This is a genomic window from Aeromonas sp. 601027 (assembly GCF_049174455.1).
In the GTDB taxonomy this organism is placed as follows: domain Bacteria; phylum Pseudomonadota; class Gammaproteobacteria; order Enterobacterales; family Aeromonadaceae; genus Aeromonas; species Aeromonas veronii_A.
This window is the reverse complement of the sequence record NZ_JAAKTN010000020.1, coordinates 52,078-71,444: the sequence shown is the minus strand read 5'-3', so window position 1 is coordinate 71,444 and position 19,367 is coordinate 52,078. Positions and strand designations below refer to the sequence as shown.

17 protein-coding genes are annotated in these 19,367 nt (G+C 60.3%); 10 read left to right on the top strand and 7 right to left on the bottom strand.

Features of this window, described 5'->3' with window-relative positions:
• Positions 1-218: 218 nt before the first annotated feature.
• The 4 genes from hemG to pepQ are packed head-to-tail and all read right to left on the bottom strand — an operon-like array spanning position 219 to position 4,184.
• On the bottom strand, positions 219-743 hold the full coding sequence (gene hemG, locus G5193_RS20835) for a menaquinone-dependent protoporphyrinogen IX dehydrogenase (protein ID WP_005339483.1): 525 nt from the start codon (positions 741-743) through the stop codon (positions 219-221).
• Between the two features lie 7 nt (positions 744-750).
• Positions 751-2,208, bottom strand: a complete 1,458-nt coding sequence (locus G5193_RS20830; protein ID WP_005339482.1) for a TrkH family potassium uptake protein — start codon at positions 2,206-2,208, stop codon at positions 751-753.
• A gap of 36 nt (positions 2,209-2,244) precedes the next feature.
• Positions 2,245-2,862 carry a YigZ family protein gene (locus G5193_RS20825; protein WP_421207217.1) on the bottom strand — a complete coding sequence of 206 codons (618 nt, stop codon included), beginning with the start codon at positions 2,860-2,862 and terminating at the stop codon, positions 2,245-2,247.
• Positions 2,862-4,184, bottom strand: coding sequence for a Xaa-Pro dipeptidase (gene pepQ, locus G5193_RS20820; RefSeq protein WP_421207215.1), 1,323 nt, complete (start codon positions 4,182-4,184; stop codon positions 2,862-2,864). Before pepQ ends, G5193_RS20825 begins: the two co-directional genes overlap by 1 nt.
• Before the next feature lie 191 nt (positions 4,185-4,375).
• On the opposite strand from pepQ, the gene G5193_RS20815 reads away from it, so the two are divergent.
• From G5193_RS20815 to G5193_RS20790, 6 genes are all read left to right on the top strand, one after another.
• Positions 4,376-6,313: an acetoacetate--CoA ligase gene (locus G5193_RS20815; RefSeq protein ID WP_421207213.1), complete on the top strand. Its 1,938-nt coding sequence runs from the start codon at positions 4,376-4,378 to the stop codon at positions 6,311-6,313.
• A gap of 204 nt (positions 6,314-6,517) precedes the next feature.
• Positions 6,518-8,665: a fatty acid oxidation complex subunit alpha FadB gene (gene fadB / locus G5193_RS20810; RefSeq protein ID WP_421207211.1), complete on the top strand. Its 2,148-nt coding sequence runs from the start codon at positions 6,518-6,520 to the stop codon at positions 8,663-8,665.
• A 21-nt stretch (positions 8,666-8,686) separates the two neighbouring features.
• On the top strand, positions 8,687-9,850 hold the full coding sequence (gene fadA, locus G5193_RS20805) for an acetyl-CoA C-acyltransferase FadA (protein ID WP_005342451.1): 1,164 nt from the start codon (positions 8,687-8,689) through the stop codon (positions 9,848-9,850).
• Between the two features lie 278 nt (positions 9,851-10,128).
• The gene (locus tag G5193_RS20800) at positions 10,129-10,851 is read left to right on the top strand and encodes a response regulator (RefSeq protein WP_005339475.1); all 723 of its coding nucleotides are present in this window, start codon (positions 10,129-10,131) and stop codon (positions 10,849-10,851) included.
• Positions 10,848-12,293 (top strand): ATP-binding protein, encoded by a 1,446-nt coding sequence (locus G5193_RS20795; protein ID WP_421207209.1) that lies wholly within the window; start codon positions 10,848-10,850, stop codon positions 12,291-12,293. The genes G5193_RS20800 and G5193_RS20795 overlap by 4 nt, the downstream gene beginning before the upstream one ends.
• Before the next feature lie 4 nt (positions 12,294-12,297).
• Positions 12,298-13,536 carry an ABC transporter substrate-binding protein gene (locus G5193_RS20790; RefSeq protein WP_158114344.1) on the top strand — a complete coding sequence of 413 codons (1,239 nt, stop codon included), beginning with the start codon at positions 12,298-12,300 and terminating at the stop codon, positions 13,534-13,536.
• Between the two features lie 75 nt (positions 13,537-13,611).
• Here the strand turns inward: G5193_RS20790 and G5193_RS20785 are convergent, their stop codons facing one another.
• Positions 13,612-13,803: a hypothetical protein gene (locus G5193_RS20785; RefSeq protein ID WP_005339471.1), complete on the bottom strand. Its 192-nt coding sequence runs from the start codon at positions 13,801-13,803 to the stop codon at positions 13,612-13,614.
• 169 nt (positions 13,804-13,972) lie between these two features.
• Here G5193_RS20785 and tusA point away from each other — a divergent pair, with 169 nt between their 5' ends.
• The gene (gene tusA, locus G5193_RS20780; protein WP_005339470.1) at positions 13,973-14,218 is read left to right on the top strand and encodes a sulfurtransferase TusA; all 246 of its coding nucleotides are present in this window, start codon (positions 13,973-13,975) and stop codon (positions 14,216-14,218) included.
• A gap of 21 nt (positions 14,219-14,239) precedes the next feature.
• Positions 14,240-14,587 carry a RidA family protein gene (locus tag G5193_RS20775; RefSeq protein WP_005355943.1) on the top strand — a complete coding sequence of 116 codons (348 nt, stop codon included), beginning with the start codon at positions 14,240-14,242 and terminating at the stop codon, positions 14,585-14,587.
• Positions 14,588-14,731: 144 nt separating this feature from the next.
• Here G5193_RS20775 and G5193_RS20770 read toward each other — a convergent pair whose 3' ends face one another.
• Both G5193_RS20770 and G5193_RS20765 read right to left on the bottom strand, forming a co-directional pair.
• On the bottom strand, positions 14,732-15,388 hold the full coding sequence (locus G5193_RS20770) for an OmpA family lipoprotein (RefSeq protein ID WP_005339468.1): 657 nt from the start codon (positions 15,386-15,388) through the stop codon (positions 14,732-14,734).
• Between the two features lie 129 nt (positions 15,389-15,517).
• Entirely contained in the window at positions 15,518-16,090 is a 573-nt protein-coding gene (locus G5193_RS20765) for a DNA-3-methyladenine glycosylase I (protein WP_376869032.1), read from the bottom strand.
• Positions 16,091-16,312: 222 nt separating this feature from the next.
• Here G5193_RS20765 and glyQ point away from each other — a divergent pair, with 222 nt between their 5' ends.
• The gene (gene glyQ, locus G5193_RS20760) at positions 16,313-17,236 is read left to right on the top strand and encodes a glycine--tRNA ligase subunit alpha (RefSeq protein ID WP_005339464.1); all 924 of its coding nucleotides are present in this window, start codon (positions 16,313-16,315) and stop codon (positions 17,234-17,236) included.
• 9 nt (positions 17,237-17,245) lie between these two features.
• Positions 17,246-19,315: a glycine--tRNA ligase subunit beta gene (glyS, locus tag G5193_RS20755; protein WP_421207206.1), complete on the top strand. Its 2,070-nt coding sequence runs from the start codon at positions 17,246-17,248 to the stop codon at positions 19,313-19,315.
• The last annotated feature ends 52 nt before the right edge of the window (positions 19,316-19,367 follow it).

The following is a 19,367-nucleotide window of genomic DNA, read 5'->3' as shown; positions in this document are numbered from 1 at the left end:
TTCGGCGCCCACTTCGCTAGGAAGCTGGCTCATCAGTCCGGCGTGTTCCGCCGTGCTGGTAGGGGCGCATTATAGGGAGCCGCGCCGGGATGACAAGAGGAAAACTGCAAAAAATGGCATTTTTTACAACTTTCAGGTTTAACCGTTGTTTTATTAAACAAAAGCCCCGCATCGGCGGGGCTGTTTCGGGCAAAAAAACCTTAATTCACATCACACAGCTACCTTTTTGACCAGAATTCGCGTGCAAAGCTGCGCACCTTTTCCCAATCGGTAAATTCAATGTCCTTACTGGTGTCTGTACTGCCACCGGTAATCTTCATGATCAGCTGGATGATGCGCGTCTGCCACCAGTTATAGCGGGAATATTGCAGCGCACCGGCAAACACCCCCAGGGTTTTCGGCTTCCAGGGGGAGAGGCGCAGGAACTTCTTCATATAAGCATTGGTTTGCGGCGTCTGCTTCTCTGGCTTGCGGGCCGTCAGGTTGACACAGAAGAAGGCCGCATTGGCCACCTCCAGCTGCTCCTGATGAGCGTGAATAAAGCTGAACAAGCTGGGGTGGAAGTTGCCATAACGAATGGAGGCGCCGATCAAGACCTTGGCATACTTGCTGAGGTTGCACATCGGCAAGGTATGCAGGTCATGCATCACCACTTCGCATCCCGGCATCTGCTCCAGCATGACATCGACTATTTTGCGGGTTTGGCCATCCCGAGAGGAATAAAGCACCAGAATCTTGTCCATAACAACCTCAACTACGCCAGAATGCAGGAGTAAACAGTACCAGAAGCGTAAAAATTTCCAATCGACCAAACAACATAGCCAACACCAGTACCCACTGGGCCGCCGGCGAGATATTGCCGAAGTTGGCTGATACCTCTCCCAAACCCGGGCCTACGTTGGTGAAAGCCGCAGCCACAGCGGTGAATGCGGTCACTTCGTTCAGTCCCGTCATCAGCAAAAGCAACATGAACATAAAGAAGAGAATAATATAGGTGGCGAAGTAGCCCCACACCGCCTCGACGATGCGCTCGGGCACCGCCCGATTCCCCAGCTTCAAGGTATAGATGGCTCTGGGGTGAACCAGCCGCTTCAACTCGCGCATCCCCTGCATGAACAGGATCATAAAACGCATCACCTTGATGCCACCGCCGGTACTGCCCGCACAACAGCCGATAAAGGCGGAAAACATCAGCAGCATGGGCAGGAACGAGGGCCAGTCGGCATAGGTAGTGGTGCTGTAGCCGGTGGTGGTACCCAGAGAGACCGCCTGAAACAACCCGTGGTTGAGCGCCTCTTGCCAGGTGGCGTAGTGTCCGTGGGTCAGCAAGGCGACAAAGCAGATCATCACCAAGGTTGCCTGGATAGCCAGGAACACCTTGAGTTCAGAATCGTAAAGGTAGCGCCCGAGCCGCACCGGGCGGTGGGAGAAGACGGTAAAGTGGAGCGCAAAGTTCACGCTGGCCAGCAACAGGAACACCACGGTAATCAGGTTGATGACCGGACTGTTGAAGAAACCGATGCTGGCATCGTGGGTGGAGAAGCCACCGACCGACAGCGTCGAGAACGAATGGCAAACCGCATCGAACAACGTCATTCCGGCGAGCCAGTATGCCAAGGCACAGAGCGCAGTCAGCAGCAGATAGATGAACCAGAGCGCCTTGGCCGTTTCGGCGATGCGCGGCGTCACCTTGGTATCCTTCACCGGCCCCGGGATCTCGGCACGATAGAGCTGCATACCCCCGATCCCCAGCAGTGGCAGAATGGCCACTGCCAGTACGATGATCCCCATCCCCCCCAGCCACTGCAGCAGCTGGCGATAGAACAGAAACGCCTTGGGCAGATTATCGAGCCCGGTCAGTACCGTTGCGCCAGTGGTGGTCAGGCCGGAGAAAGATTCGAAGAAAGCCTCCGAGACCGACATATCCGGCACATCGCTCATGATGAAGGGCACAGCCCCCACACTGCCCAGCACGGTCCAGAACAGCACCACAATCAGAAAGCCCTCTTTCGAGCGCATCTCCTTCTTGTGATAGCGATTGGGAAACCAGAGCACCACGCCGAGCAGCAGGGCGATCAGAAAAGAGCTGACGAACTCGGCACCACCACCATCCCGATAGCCAAAAGCCACCAGTGCAGGCAACAGCATGGTCGAGCTGAACAGCGCAACCAGCAGGCCAACAATGCGAATAATGCTCAGAATGTGCATTACAGCTCCCTTTCCCCAATTAAAGAGCGATGGATTCTAGCCATCTAAGGGGCTGAGGGATACCCGCCCATGAGTCCGGTCGGTCAATTCACGGTCCACCTGAGCCCAAACCGAGGACTCCCACGCCACCTGCAAGGTGACCTGCTGACCGTAATCCGCCGCCAGCAATTCGCCATTATGGCTGCTGACCAGCGACTCGACCGTCCCCATGTCACCGTAATCGCAGTGAATGAGAGAGGGAGTGAGTGGCACCTTGAGCAGGGTGGGCAGTTGCTTGAGGGCGGCACCGACGCCGCCCCCATAGGCTTTGACCAGTCCACCGGTGCCAAGCTGGATGCCGCCGTAGTAACGCACTACCACGGCGCAGATTTCACCGAGCCCCGAGCCCATCAACTGGGCCAGGATCGGCTTGCCCGCAGTACCGGAAGGTTCGCCGTCATCGCTGAAGCCATAAACCTGACTATCTTGCGGCGCACCCGCCACAAACGCCCAGCAGTGATGGCGCGCGGCCGGATGTTGGCGTTTGATCTCGTTGACCCACCCCTTGGCCGCCTCGACGGTCGGGGTGTGGGCGATCAGGGTAATGAAGCGGCTCTTCTTTATCTCTTCGGTCAACTCCAGCGGGGCAGCCGGAATGGAGTACGCAGCAGCCATCAGAGTCCTGCTTGTCTGGTCATGTTCTCCACCACGTTGGCGTGCAGCACCACGTTGTCTTCGATGCGGATGCCGCCGAACGGACGCAGCGCTTCCACCTTGTTCCAGTTGACCCGCTTGCCCTGTTCGCCCTGACGCAGCGGCTCCAGCAAACTGTCGATGAAGTAGAGCCCCGGCTCGATGGTGAACACCTGACCCACCTCCATCACCCGGGTGCAGCGCAGATAGGGGAACAGCTCGGGCGCCGCCAGGTGGGTGCCGCGCTCATCCTGCATGAAACCGCCCGCATCGTGTACCTGCAAACCGAGGAAGTGGCCGAGGCCGTGGGGGAAGAAGACGTTGGTCACCCCGGTGTTGATCATCTCGTCCACCGACATATCCACCAGCTCGGTGGTTTGCAGCAGGCGCGCCAGCTTGTGGTGCATCTGCAGGTGCAGCTCGCTGTAGCGGCGTCCCGGTTTGATCTCCTTGATGATCTCCTGCTGCTGCTCGTCGAGGGCGGCAATCAGATCGGCAAACTCGCCACGACGCCACGCCCAGGTGCGGGTGATGTCGGAGGCATAACCGTGAAAATCGACACCCGCATCGATCAGGAAGGAGTGACGTTCCGCATCGGGCACCCGTACGGCGGACAAATGGGTGTAGTGAAGGATGGCCGCATTGCGGTTGATGGCGACGATATTGCCGTAGGGCGCCTCATTGGCTCCCTGCCCGACCGCCTTCATGTAGGCCAGATTAATCTCGAACTCGCTCGCCCCCGCCATAAAGGAGTCCTTGGCGGCGATATGGCCGCGCACCCCAATCCGGTTCGCCTCGCGCAGACACTCCAGCTCGTAGGGGGTCTTGTAGGCGCGGTGATAGTGCAGGTAGTTGAGCACCGCCTCCGGATTGGGCTGGGTCAGCCCCAGCAGCTCGGCCACTTCCAGATGGCCCCCCAGATAGGCCCACTCCTGCTTGTTGGCAGGTAGATGGTCGGCCACCTGTTCCGGCCGGGTCAGGAAACGGATATCGAAGAACTCGACCCAGAAGGCATTGGGCAGATCCGCCACCTTGTGCCAGAAATCGACCGGACGATAGAACAGCAGGATTGGTTTGTTCACCCCGTCCACCAGCAGCCAGCAGTGGGGATTGTCCAGCACCGGCAACCAGGCCTTGAAGTGGGGGTTTACCTTGAACGGGTAATCCTGATCATCGAGGAAGATGCGGTGAGTCTGGCCGGAGTGGATGGCCAGTCCGCTGAGCCCCTGTTGTTGCAGAATGTCGCGGGTGCGCTGCTGCAAGGTATCGAGGTGCTGGGCAAAAAGTTGGCTGTAGCTGCTCATGGCGTCCTGCTCCGAGGTGAATGTGATTGCAGCATAACATCAAGCGCTTGGCGGCTCGACCCGTCAAGCTGCCGCTTCGTGAGGTAACGCATACGTTACAAACGTGTTTGTTATCAACAGAAAACCAATCATTAACAAATCAAAAACAATTCAATACACTGCCGGTAGATACATGAAGTCAGGGATTACTCATGGACAACCTCTGCCTGTGGCAACCGGATCCGCTCGGGATGCAGCAATCCAACCTCTACCGTTTTATGGCGGAGGTGAACCGTTTCCACGGCTTGCAGTTGCAGAACTACCCGCAGCTTTATCAATGGTCGGTGGAGAAGACCACCCGTTTCTGGCCGCTGGTATGGCAGCACTGCGGCGTCAAGGGCGAGCTCGGCAACATAGTGGCGGAGAACCGTCAGGATATGCAGCGCACCCGCTGGTTCCCCGACAGCCGCCTCAACTTCGCCGAAAACCTGCTGCGCCGCCAGGACGAGAGCCCGGCCATTATCTCCCGCATCGAAGGTAGCCCAAGTCGCGCTCTGAGCTGGGGTGAACTGGGGGAACAGGTTGCCCGGCTGACTCAGTGGCTGCGTCATCAGGGGATTGGTCGTGGCGATGTGGTCGCCGCCTATCTGCCCAATATTCCGGAAACCGTGGTTGCCATGCTGGCAACCACCAGCCTCGGGGCGATCTGGACCGCCACCAGCCCCGACTTCGGTGAAGCCAGCGTGGTGGAGCGCTTCGGCCAGACCCGGCCGCGGGTGCTGTTTGCGGTGGATGGCTATCGCTACAACGGCAAAGCTATCGACATTCAACAGAAGGTCGCCAGCGTGGTGAGCCAGATCGGCAGCATAGAGCAAACGGTGATGATCCCCCTGCTCGGCAACCCGCTGCAGCTTGGTCACGACTGGCAGCAAGTGCTGGCGAGCCAACACGACGCCCAGCTCACCTTCGAGCCGATGGCTTTCAATGACCCGCTCTACATCCTCTACTCCTCCGGCACCACCGGCAAACCCAAGTGCATCGTGCATGGCATTGGCGGCACCCTGCTGCAACATCTGAAAGAGCACCAGCTGCACTGCGACATCAAGCCGGGGGAGCGCATCTTCTACTTCACCACCTGCGGCTGGATGATGTGGAACTGGCTGGTGAGCGCGCTCGCCTCCGGCGCAACTCTGGTGCTCTACGATGGCTCGCCGTTTTACCCGGATGGCAACGTGCTGTGGGATCTCGCCCGCGACGAGCAGGTCAGCTTGTTCGGCACTTCGGCCAAATATCTCGATGCGCTGCACAAGCAGGGTTATGCCCCCATCAACAGTCACGATTTGCCGCACTTGCGGCTGATCTGCAGCACCGGCTCAGTGCTGTCGCCGGAGGGGTTCGACTACGTCTACCAGCAGATCAAGCAGGATGTGCAGCTCAGCTCCATTTCCGGTGGTACCGACATCTGCTCCTGCTTCGTCATCGGCAATCCACTCAGCCCGGTCTATCGCGGCGAGAGCCAAGGGCGTGGCCTCGGCCTCGCGGTGCAGGTATTCAACGAAGCGGGCCAGCCGGTGCAGGGGGAGAAGGGCGAGCTGGTCTGCACCAAGCCGTTCCCGGCCCAGCCCATCAACTTCTGGGGCGACGAGAATGGCGACAAGTACCACGCAGCCTACTTCGAGCGGTTCGACAACATCTGGTGCCACGGCGACTGGATCGAGCTGACCCCGACCGGCGGCATTCTGTTCTACGGCCGCTCCGACGCCACCCTCAACCCGGGCGGCGTGCGCATCGGCACCAGCGAGATCTACCGCTATGTCGAGCAGTTGGAGGAAGTAGAAGAGAGCATAGTCATCGGCCAGCAGTGGCAGCAGGACGAGCGGGTGGTGCTGTTCGTCAAGCTCAAGGCGGGTTGCAAGCTGGATGAGCCGCTGCGCGAACGGATCCGCCAGCAGATAAAACAGCACTGCACCGCCCGCCACGTGCCCGCCCGCATCCTGCAGGTGGATGCCATCCCTCGCACCAAGTCCGGCAAGATCGTCGAACTGGCGGTGCGGGAGGTGGTGCACAACCGGCCCGTCAACAACACCCACGCCCTCGCCGATCCCGAGGTGCTGAACCAGTATCGCAACCGGCCGGAACTGGCCAGTTGATAACAAACTCATATTCATCCGAGGCGCCGCAAGGCGCCTCTCTTTTGCCCGTTTTGTGATGAAGAGCTTTTACTCGAGATCTGTTAAACAAATGTTTTAAATAGGTGTTGAAAATGTCTCCTTTTGGATCAATAGTGAGCCTCGCCCCCTGCTGGGGATTAAGGAGCACCACTCCCCACTGAGTGGGAACAAGGAGACACTCTCATGATCTACCAAGGCGAAACCCTGTCGGTCAGCTACCTCGAAAACGGCATTGCCGAGCTGAGGTTTGATGCCCCGGGTTCAGTCAACAAGCTGGATCGCGCTACCCTGCTCTCCCTGAGCGAAGCGATCGCCGCATTACAACAAGAACGTGAACTAAAAGGTCTGATCCTCACCTCCGGCAAAGACGCCTTTATCGTCGGTGCCGACATTACCGAATTCCTGGAACTGTTCGATCTGCCGCAAGAAGATCTGCTCGGCTGGCTGAAAAAGGCCAACGACATCTTCAATGCCATCGAAGATCTGCCGGTTCCGACCCTCTCCGCCATCAAGGGCCACGCCTTGGGCGGCGGCTGCGAGACCATTCTCTCCACCGACTTCCGTCTGGCTGACACCACAGCCAAAATCGGCCTGCCCGAGACCAAACTCGGCATCATGCCGGGCTTTGGCGGCACCGTCCGTCTGCCGCGAGTGATCGGCGCCGACAACGCACTGGAGTGGATCACCACCGGCAAGGATTACCGTGCCGATGACGCCCTCAAGGTGGGCGCCATCGACGCCGTGGTCGCCCCGGATGCACTGCAGAGCGCTGCGCTGCAGATGACTAAGGACGCCATCGCGGGCAAGCTGGACTGGCAGAGCCGTCGCGCCGCCAAAAAAGCGCCGCTGCGCCTCTCCAAACTGGAAGCCATGATGAGCTTCACCACCGCCGCCGGCATGGTTGCCGCCGTGGCGGGCAAACACTATCCGGCACCGATGACTGCGGTGAAAACTGTCGAGGCCGCCGCCGGCATGGGCCGTGACGAGGCTCTGGTGGCCGAGGCGCAGGGCTTCATCAAGCTGGCCAAGACCGACGTGGCCAAGGCACTGGTCGGTATCTTCCTGAACGATCAGCACATCAAGGCGCTGGCCAAGAAGGCGGCCAAGCAGGCAAGCAAGGCCACTGGCCACGCCGCCGTACTGGGTGCCGGCATCATGGGCGGCGGCATTGCCTACCAGTCTGCCAGCAAGGGCATTCCGGCGGTGATGAAGGATATCAACGAGAAGGCGCTGGCACTTGGCATGGGCGAAGCCACCAAGCTGCTCAACGGCCAGCTCGAAAAGGGCCGCATCGATGGCATCAAGATGGGCCAGGTGCTCTCCGCCATCACCCCGACCCTCAGCTATGACAACGTCAAAGGCGTGGACGTAGTGGTCGAAGCCGTGGTCGAGAATCCCAAGGTGAAAGCCTCCGTACTGGGCGAAGTGGAAGGGATCATTGGCGAAGACGCCGTGCTCGCCAGCAACACCTCCACTATCCCAATCTCCCTGCTGGCCAAAGGGCTGAAGCGCCCGCAGAACTTCTGCGGCATGCACTTCTTCAACCCGGTGCACCGCATGCCACTGGTGGAGATCATCCGCGGCGAGCAGACCTCCGATGAAACCATCAACCGCGTGGTGGCCTACGCCGCCGCCATGGGCAAGTCGCCGGTGGTGGTCAACGACTGCCCGGGCTTCTTCGTCAACCGCGTGCTGTTCCCCTACTTCTTCGGCTTCAACAAGCTGGTTGCCGATGGTGCCGACTTCGCTGCCGTCGACAAGGTGATGGAGAAAGAGTTTGGCTGGCCGATGGGCCCCGCCTATCTGCTGGACGTGGTCGGCATCGACACCGGTCACCATGCCGGTGATGTGATGGCGCAGGGCTTCCCGGCACGCATGAGCAAGGAAGGCCGCACTGCCATCGACGTGATGTACGAAGTGAACCGCTTCGGTCAGAAGAACGGCAAGGGCTTCTACGCCTACGAGCAGGACAAGAAGGGCAAGCCGAAGAAGGTAGCCGACGCAGCTAGCTACGAGCTGCTGGCCCCCATCGCCAAGCCGAAACAGGATTTCGACAAGGAAGCCATCATCGCTCGCATGATGATCCCGATGATCAACGAGGTGGTGCTCTGTCTGGAAGAGGGCATTGTCGCCACGCCAGCCGAAGCCGACATCGCGCTGGTCTACGGTCTGGGCTTCCCTCCCTTCCGCGGCGGCGTGTTCCGCTATCTGGACACTATCGGTCTGGATCGCTACGTGGCCATGGCCGACCAGTATGCCGATTTGGGCCCGCTCTACCGCGTCAGCGACAAGCTGCGCGAGATGGCCGCCCAGGGCAAAACCTTCTACTGATTGCGGAAAGGAGATCCATTCATGAAAGACGTAGTCATTGTCGACTGTATCCGGACCCCGATGGGCCGGTCCAAGGGCGGCGCCTTCCGCAACGTGCGTGCAGAAGATCTGTCCGCGCACCTGATGAAATCCATCCTGCTGCGCAACCCCAACCTCGACCCGAACGAGATCGAGGATATCTACTGGGGCTGCGTGCAGCAGACCCTGGAGCAGGGCTTCAACATCGCCCGCAACGCCGCGCTGCTGGCCGGTATTCCGAAGCAGGTAGGGGCGGTTACCGTCAACCGCCTGTGCGGCTCAAGCATGCAAGCGCTGCACGATGCCTCCCGCGCCATTCAGGTGGGTGATGGGGATATCTTCATCATCGGCGGCGTCGAGCACATGGGTCACGTGCCGATGAGCCACGGCGTCGACTTCCACCCGGGCATGGCCAAGTCGGTAGCGAAAGCCTCCGGCATGATGGGACTGACCGCCGAGATGCTCGGCAAGCTGCACGGCATCAGCCGTCAGCAGCAGGACGAGTTTGCCGCCCGCTCCCACCGCCGCGCCCACGCAGCAACCGTGGAAGGGCGTTTTGCCAAGGAGATCGTCGGGCTGGAAGGCCACGACGCCAGCGGCGCCCGCTTCTTCTACGACTATGACGAGGTGATCCGCCCGGAGACCACGGTCGAAACCCTGAGCCAGCTGCGCCCGGTGTTTGATCCGGTCAACGGCACCGTCACCGCCGGTAGCTCCTCGGCCCTGTCCGATGGCGCAGCCGCCATGCTGGTGATGAGCGCGGATCGCGCCAAGGCCCTCGGCCTCACGCCGCGCGCCAAGGTACGTGCCATGGCCATCGCTGGCTGTGACGCCGCCATCATGGGTTACGGCCCGGTGCCGGCCACCCAGAAGGCGCTCAAACGTGCCGGTCTGACTGTCGGTGATATCGACCTGTTCGAGCTGAACGAGGCGTTTGCCGCCCAGTCCCTGCCCTGCGTGAAGGATCTGGGTCTGCAGGACCTGGTGGACGAGAAGGTAAACCTGAACGGTGGCGCCATTGCCCTGGGTCACCCGCTTGGCTGCTCAGGCGCCCGCATCTCCACCACCCTCATCAATCTGATGGAGGAGAAGGATGCCACCCTGGGGGTTGCCACCATGTGTATCGGTCTGGGTCAGGGCATCGCCACCGTGTTTGAACGGGTGTGATAACCAGCCGGATCGACGGGATGCACTACTGAGAGTTGTCCCTTTTCGGGGCCAGTCTGACTGGCCCCTTTTCAAGTCTGTGACGATCGCCACACGGGGTGCTCGTCAGTGGTCAGAAGCTGTCTGTTGGCCGTCCCGTTTGGGTCGGCCTTTTTTCGTTTTAATCTTATCAATAGGCTGTTATTGCCTTAAACCTCACATTAGATAGGGGGCTTGCTTGCTTTTTACTCCCCCGACAGGTTCAATCTGCACAAAAAAATGGGTGGATGCACATACATATGTCAATGAGCAAACAACTGCTGATCGTCGATGACGACCAAGAGATCCGCGAGCTGCTCAATGAGTACCTGACCCGGGCGGGCTTTCAGGTATTGACGGCGGCGGAGGGCAACGAGATGCGTCAGCAACTCGCCCAGCACAGCCCGGACCTGATTATTCTGGACATCATGATGCCCGGCGAGGACGGTTTTACCCTCTGCCAGCAGATCCGTCGTGACTCCCAGGTGCCCATCATCATGCTGACCGCCGCCTCCGACGAAGCGGATCGGGTGATCGGTCTGGAACTCGGCGCCGACGACTATATCGCCAAGCCGTTCAGCCCCCGCGAACTGCAGGCCCGCATCAAGGCACTGCTGCGCCGCGCCGAATTCCGCCAGCCGGAAAAAGAGAAAGAGCCAAGCCGCCGCCTGCGTTTTGCCGAGTGGACCCTCGATACCCTGAGCCACCAGCTGACCCATGACGATGGCAGCCTGCTGGACCTCTCCGGCAGCGACGCCATGCTGCTCGGCATGTTCCTGCAACAGCCCGGCGTGGTGCTGGATCGCGACACCATCTCGGATGCCACCCGCGGCCGCGAAAGTCTGCCGATGGAGCGCGGCATCGACGTACAGATCAGCCGTCTACGCCAGAAGCTGGGCGACAACGGCAAGAGCCCGCGCATCATCAAGACCATTCGCGGCAGTGGCTACATGCTGATTGCCGAGGTGCACGAGCTGCCATGAGCAACAAGTGGTCCTGGGGGGCGCTGGTGCCCCGCTCCCTGTTGTCACGGATGATCCTGCTGCTGTTGCTGGCCATCCTGCTCTCCCAGACCATTTTGACCGGCATCTGGATGCAGCAGATCCAGAAGCGGGAGCTGGAGGGGATGCTCAGCACCACCCGCAACCTCGCCATGTCTGCCGCCTCCACCGTCAACTTCTTCAAATCCCTGCCGCTGCAATATCGCCATATCGCGCTGGACCAGCTGCGCAACATGGGGGGCAGCCGCTTCTTCGTCTCGCTCAACGAGGAAGAGATCCACATCAACGCCATCCCCGACAGCGAACGCAAGACGCAGGTGCTGGAGGAGGTTCAGGGAGTGCTGACCCGCAAGCTCTCCGACGCCATGGCGATCAAGGTGGATTTCTCCCGACCCGATGACCTCCACGTCTTCAACAACGACACCCTGCTGGCGGATCTCCCCTCCTCCTGGGCCCGTTACACCCTGTCGCTGGAGCCGCTCAATCCACCGGTGCTGGTGACCCAGATCGAGATTGAAAAGGGGGAGTGGCTCTATCTGGCGGCCCTGCTGCCCGCCCCCTACATGACCCTCGACGATACCGTGATGCCAAGCAACCAGGTGCGTTTCATCGCCCTGATGACGGTGTTCCTCTGCTTCTTCACCTTTATGCTGGTGCGCTGGCAGACCCGCCCGCTGCGCCGTCTCGCCAAGGCGGCGGTGAATCTGGGCAAGGATATCGATCAGCCTTCGCTCAAAGAGGAAGGGGCGTCGGAAATCGTGGCGGCCACCCGCGCCTTCAACATCATGCAGCACCGCATTCGTCGCTATATCGACGATAGAGAACGGCTGTTCAGCTCGATTTCCCACGACCTCAAGACCCCCATCACCCGACTGCGGCTGCGGGTCGAACTGCTCGACGACGAGGTGCAAATAGCCAAGTTCAACAAGGATCTCGACGAGCTGGAGCTGATGGTGAAAGGGGCGCTGCAGACGGTCAAAGAGACCGACATTCACGAGAATATCGAGGAGCTCGACATCAATGCCCTGCTGGAGCAGATGGCGGAGTCGATGAACCTGCACGACGAGCGGCTGACCATCGAAGGGCACTGCAAGTGGCCCTATCGCGGCAAGCTGCTGGCGCTCAAACGCTGCATCGGCAATCTGGTGGACAACGGCATCAAGTACGGCCAGCGGGTGCGCATCATCATCATGGATGACGAGGAGATGCTGATCCTCTTCATCATGGATGAGGGCCCCGGCCTGCCGGACGATCAGTTCGAGCGCATCTTCGAGCCCTATTACCGGCTCAGCACCGATCAGGCCGGCACCGGCCTCGGCCTAGGCATCGCCCGCAACATAGCCCACGCCCACGGTGGCGATCTGGTGCTGGAAAACCGTCCGCAAGGTGGCCTGCAGGCCACGCTCTCCCTACCAAGGCAGTAACCTTATGAAGTGGTTGTCTTTTTCTGTCATCGCCCTGCTCTCTGCTCCCGTTGCCGCCTCCCAGGTGGAAGTGCTGCACTGGTGGACGTCCGGCGGCGAAGCGAAAGCGGTCGAAGTGCTCAAATCCGAGTGGACCAAACAGGGCAACCAGTGGAACGACTTCGCGGTACAGGGCGGCGGCGGCAAGAGTGCCATGACGGTATTGAAGAGCCGGGCACTGGCCGCCAACCCGCCCGAAGCGGCCCACCTCAAGGGTTACGAGCTCAAGGAGTGGGCCGGGCTCGGCTTCCTGCGCGATCTCACCCCGATGGCCGAACACCTCGGCTGGTACAGTCAGATGCCGCCCATGGTGCGTGCTACCCTCAGCCAGAATGGCGCCCTGATGGCGGTGCCCACCGGCATCCACCGGGTCAACTGGCTGTGGCTCAACCGCAAGATCTTCGAGCGCAACAAGCTGACTCCACCCACCGACTGGGCCCAGTTTGTCACCGTCGCCGACCAGCTTAAAAAACGGGGCATCACTCCGCTCGCCATCGGCAACGAGCCCTGGCAGCTGGCAGTGTTGTTTGAAACGGTGGCGCTCGGTGAGGGCGGTAAAGAATTCTATCGCAAGGCGTTCCTCGAGCAGGACAGCGCCACCCTGACCGGCCCCGACATGGTGCGGGTGCTGACCCGCTTCCAGCAGCTGCGCGCCTATGTGCCGCAAAAATACGCCGGTCTGAAGTGGCATCAGGCCACCAATCTGCTGGAGAGCGGTGGCGCCGCCATGCAGGTGATGGGCGACTGGGTGAAGGGTGAACTGAGTGCCGGTAACTACCGACCGGGTGAGGATATCGCCTGTCTGCCGAGCCCGGGCAGCGCCGGACTGTTCAGCTACAACCTCGACTCCATCGCCATGTTCAAACAGCGGGATCCGGCCCAGTTGCAAGCGCAGGGGGATCTGGCCCAACTGCTGATGACGCCGAAATTCCAGGAAGAGTTCAATCGGGTGAAGGGGTCTATTCCGGCGCTGACCAATCCCGACATGAGCAAATTCGACCGCTGCGCCGTCCGTTCGTATCAGGATTTCCTGCTGGCGGAAAAGCAGGACAACCTGTTGCCCAGCATGGCGGAAGGGATGGCGACGCCGACCAATATGCGGCAGGCGATCCTCGATGTGCTGAGCAACTTCTTCAACGATCCCAAGGCCAACCCGGAGCAGACGGCGCTGCATCTGGAGCGGGCGATGCGCTCGACCCGCTGATCCGGGTACATTGCCAAACGGCAGAAATGACAAAGGCGGAATTGCTCCGCCTTTGTTGCTGAATCGTCATCCGATTCAGGATTGATCGTTCTCGTCCTCATCCTCGTCATAGTAATCGCTGAGCTCGATCCAGAGCCCCAACCCGACCATCACCATGGAGCCGAACCAGGTACCGGTATTCCCGATCGGGCTGCCCATCACTATCATGGCGAAGGACAAGAACCCCATGCCTGCATAGGCTTGTAATCTGCCGTAGGAGACCTGCATATTCACCTCCTTGTTGAATATGGTTCAATTTTTATATTACTCGTCCGGCGCAAGCTGGATAGGGCCGAATAACATTTCGGTTACATATGCTGGTTGATGGGGCGTTTGTTTGATTATTTTTTAGCCCTGAGTATCATTGGCAGCCGAATAGGTTGAAGGTTGATAATAGATGAGTGATTTATTCTGCGGCGCAACTCATGAGTTGGACGCAATCGGGCTTCGTTGCCCGGAACCCGTTATGATGGTTCGCAAGAAAGTGCGGCTGATGGCGGATGGCGAGACCCTGCTGGTCAGTGCCGACGATCCTTCAACCACCCGCGACATCCCCAGTTTCTGCCGCTTTATGGATCACACCCTGGTCGCCAGCGAGACAGAGCAGGCCCCCTACCGCTATCTGATCCGCAAGGGTCAATAAGCCCCCGTACCGGAGCACTCCATGACAACCATTACCCGAATCGGCACCACCCAGCGTTGGTCAGACGTGGTCATCCACAATGGCACCCTCTACGTGGTGGAAGTGCCCGTCAGTGAAGAGGCCGACATCCACCAGCAGACCCGCGAAGTGCTGGCAAGCCTGCAGCGCCTGCTGGAAGCCAATGGCTCCGGCGTCGACAAGATCCTGATGGCCAACATCTATCTCAAAGACATTCAGGACATCGCTGCCTTCAACGAGCAGTGGGATGCCTGGATCCCGGCTGGCACCGCACCCGTGCGCGCCTGCGTACAAGCCCGCCTCGCCCACGAGGGCTACAAGGTCGAAGTACAGCTGACTGCCGCTGTCTAAGAGGCGCTTATCCCCCTCATCCCCGCCCCTTCTCCCACGAGGGGAGAAGGGAGCAAACAACAAGGCGCCATTGCTCGCAACTGCGCCAATAGAAAGGCCCCGCCATTACTGGCGGGGCCTTTTCGTTACCGAAACCTGAACGACTTAGGCGGTCGGGGTCAGGGTAATGGTCACGCGGCGGTTCTGGGCTTTGCCAGCGGCGGTGCTGTTGGTAGCAACCGGCTGATCCGGGCCCACGCCGGTGGTGGAGATGCGGCTGCCTGCTACGCCCTGACCAATCAGCTGGGCGGCAACGGCATCGGCACGATCGCGGGAGAGCTTCATGTTCAGATCGCGGGAACCTGTGCTGTCGGTGTGACCGACCACGTTCAGGCGGGTCTTGTCGAACTCGGCAACCACCATGGCCACGCCGGAGAGGGTGTTGGCACCGGCCGCTTTCAGCTGGGAGCTGGAGCTGTCAAAGGTCACGTTGTTCGGCATGTTGAGGATCAGCTCATTGCCATTGCGGGTCACGCTGACGCCGGTGCCCTGCAGTTTCTCGCGCAGCTTGGCTTCCTGCACGTCCATGTAGTAGCCGATACCGCCACCCAGCGCCGCTCCAGCAGCAACGCCGGTCAGGATGCCCTTCTTGCGGTCACCCTTGCTGGAGGAGAGCGCACCTACGGCCGCACCGGCAGCGGCGCCAGCCAGCGCGCCCCAGGCACCTTTGGAGGTCTGGGATTCACCTGTGTAGGGGTTGGTGGTACAGCCGCTCAGGGCAACGGTCAGTGCCAGAGCAGGCACCAGGATCTTGGCTCGCATGAAAAAACCTCTGTGAAAACAATCCGGCACCATGCCGGGGGCCGGATTGTAACGCGCTGGCACGCCATTGTCTGACGCAAGCCTGAACAGATGGCGAGAGTGATGTTTTTTTGGGCAATCGGCGGGCTGTCAGCGCGATAACTGGCACTCGGCGTGGCAAGGACAGCTGACCAGATGATCGTTCACCATCCCCACTGCCTGCATAAAGGCGTAACAGATGGTGCTGCCGACGAAGTTGAAGCCGAGCTTCTTGAGCGCCTTGGACATGGCGTCCGACTCCGGCGAGGTCGCCGGAATATCGCCGTTGCCCTGCCGCTGGTTGACGATGGGGGCACCGCCAACAAAGCCCCACAGGTAGTCGGCGAAGTCGATCCCCTGCTCCTGCAACGCCAGATAAGCGCGGGCATTTCTGATGATCGACTGCACCTTGAGCCGGTTGCGGATAATGCCGCTGTCCTGCATCAGCCTCTCCACATCCTGCTCGTCGAAGCGGGCAATCTGCACCGGATCAAAGTCGGCATAGGCGCGGTAATAGCTATCGGTGCGCTTGAGGATGGTGATCCACGACAGCCCCGCCTGCTGGCCGTCGAGGCAGAGCTTGGCAAACAGCTCGCGGGCGTCATAGACCGGCCTGCCCCACTGTTTGTCATGGTATTCAATGTATTCCGGGTCCTTGGTCACCCAGGCGCAGCGCAGTTCCATTTCCTCTCCCTCGTTATTTCAGCGGTTTGCCCGACCCTGCCCACTCTGCAGGCGGCACTGCTCACATCATATACCGGACATCCCGCCTGACCAGCCAGGGCGCAGCACCATCCCGCGAATCCGCTGCAATTTCGCCTATTATCCGACCATGCCAGACGGTATACTCCCTCGGTTCACATTCAGCAAATCTTGCTCTGATTTTCACTTCGCGCGAAAAAAATTATGCAAAAATTCGATGTCAAAACCTTTCAGGGCCTGATCCTGCAGCTGCAGGACTATTGGTCCCGCCAGGGCTGTACCATCATTCAGCCGCTGGATATGGAAGTGGGTGCCGGTACTTCCCACCCCATGACCTGTCTGCGTGCCCTGGGCCCGGAGCCCATCGCCTGCGCCTACGTGCAACCGTCCCGCCGTCCGACTGACGGCCGCTACGGTGAAAACCCGAACCGCCTGCAGCACTACTACCAGTTCCAGGTGATCATCAAGCCTTCCCCCGACAACATTCAGGAACTCTATCTGGGCTCCCTGAAAGAGCTGGGCATGGATCCTGAAATCCACGACATCCGCTTCGTGGAAGACAACTGGGAAAACCCGACTCTGGGTGCCTGGGGTCTGGGCTGGGAAGTGTGGCTGAACGGCATGGAAGTGACCCAGTTCACCTACTTCCAGCAGGTTGGCGGCCTCGAGTGCAAGCCGGTCACCGGCGAGATCACCTACGGTCTCGAGCGTCTGGCCATGTACATTCAAGGCGTGGACAGCGTCTACGATCTGGTCTGGTCTGATGGCCCGCTGGGCAAGACCACCTACGGCGACGTGTTCCACCAGAACGAAGTGGAGCAATCCACCTACAACTTCGAACACGCCGATGTGGAGTTCCTGTTCCACTGCTTCGAGCAGTACGAGAAGGAAGCCCAGAATCTGCTGGCACTGGAAAAACCGCTGCCGCTGCCTGCCTACGAGCGCATCCTCAAGGCCGCTCACTCCTTCAACCTGCTGGATGCCCGCAAGGCCATCTCGGTCACCGAGCGTCAGCGCTACATCCTGCGCATTCGCACCCTGACCAAGGCCGTGGCAGAGGCATACTACGCCTCCCGCGAAGCGCTGGGCTTCCCTATGTGTCAGCGCAGTGAGAACAAGCAAGGTTAAGGAACGGACATGGCACAACATACATTTCTGGTAGAGATCGGTACTGCTGAGCTGCCGCCCAAAGCCCTGCGCTCCCTGGCCGAAGCCTTTGCCGACAACTTCAAAGCCGAACTGACCAAGGCCGACTTGGCCTTCGGCGACGTCGAGTGGTTTGCCTCACCGCGCCGTCTGGCGCTGAAGGTAAGCGAGCTGGCTGGCGAACAGCCGAGCAAGAGCGTCGAGAAGCGCGGCCCGGCCGTGGCGCAGGCGTTCGATGCCGAAGGCAAGCCGACCAAGGCTGCCGAAGGCTGGGCCCGTGGCAACGGCATCACCGTTGAGCAGGCCGAGCGTCTGGTCACCGACAAAGGCGAGTGGCTGGTTCACACCGCCAAGGTCGAAGGCCGTCCAGCCAAAGAATTGCTGGGCGAACTGGTTAGCCAGGCGCTGGCCAAACTGCCCATCCCGAAAATGATGCGCTGGGGTGACAAGACCATCCAGTTCGTGCGTCCGGTCTTCACCGTGACCCTGCTGCTGGATGGCGAGCTGGTGCCCGCTCACATTCTGGGTATCGACTCTGCCCGCACCATCCGCGGCCACCGCTTTATGGGCGAGAGCGAGTTCACCATCGACAACGCCAGCCAGTACCCGCAGATCCTGCAGGAGCGCGGCATGGTGATTGCCGACTTCATGGCGCGCAAGGCCAAGATCAAGGCTGACGTCGAAGCGGCCGCTGCCGCCTTCGGTGGCGTGGCCGATCTGGACGACGCCCTGCTGGAAGAAGTGACCGCACTGGTCGAGTGGCCTGTGGTGCTGACCGCCAACTTCGAAGAGAAGTTCCTGGCCGTGCCGGCTGAAGCGCTGGTTCACACCATGAAGGGTGACCAGAAGTACTTCCCGGTCTACGACAAGAACGGCAAGCTGCTGCCGAAGTTCATCTTCGTCACCAACATCGAGTCCAAGGACCCGAGCCAGATCATCAGCGGCAACGAGAAGGTGGTTCGCCCCCGTCTCTCTGACGCCGAGTTCTTCTTCAAGACCGACCTCAAGCAGACTCTGGCCTCCCGCCTGCCGCGCCTTGAAACCGTGCTGTTCCAGCAACAGCTGGGCACCGTCAAGGCCAAGGTCGAGCGTATCGAGACCGTCGCCGGCTTTATCGCCGAGCGCATCGGTGCCGACGTGGCTCAGGCCAAGCGTGCCGGTCTGCTCTCCAAGTGTGACCTGATGACCAACATGGTTGGCGAGTTCACCGACACCCAGGGTGTCATGGGGATGCACTACGCCCGTCACGATGGCGAAGATGAAGCAGTGGCCGTGGCCCTCAACGAGCAGTACATGCCGCGCTTTGCCGGCGATGCCCTGCCGTCCGGTCTGGTGGCCTGCGCCGTCGCGCTGGCCGACAAGTTCGACACCCTGGCCGGTATCTTCGGCATCGGCATGCTGCCGAAGGGTGACAAGGACCCGTTCGCCCTGCGTCGCGCCGCCATCGGTGCCCTGCGCATCATGACCGAGAAGCAGCTGGATCTGGATCTGGTTGAACTGGTTGAAGAAGCGGTACGCGTCTACAGCGACAAGCTGACCAACAAAACCGTCGTTACCGACGTGGTCGACTTTATGCTGGGCCGCTTCCGCGCCGCCTATCAGGACGAAGGCATCGGTGCCGACGTGGTGCTGGCCGTACTGGCCCGCCGCCCGACCCGTCCGCTCGACTTCGATCGTCGCGTCAAGGCCGTCAGCCACTTCCGCACGCTGGATGCCGCACTGGCACTGGCTGCCGCCAACAAGCGCGTGAGCAACATTCTGGCCAAGGTCGAAGGCGAACTGCCGACTGCCGTTAAACCGGAACTGCTGGTCGATGCCGCCGAGAAGGCTCTGGCCACCCAGGTTGCCGAACTGCAAGCCGAACTGGCCCCGCTGTTCGCCGCCGGTGACTATCAGGCTGCCCTCACCCGTCTGGCCGCCCTGCGCGAACCGGTCGATACCTTCTTCAACGAGGTGATGGTGATGGCCGACGACGAAGCCCTCAAGGCCAACCGTCTGGCACTGCTGAACAACCTGCGCAACCTGTTCCTGCAAGTCGCGGATATCTCCCTATTGCAGTGATGTTGGTTGAATCAGTGATATAAAAAACGGCGCCGTTAAGGCGCCGTTTTTG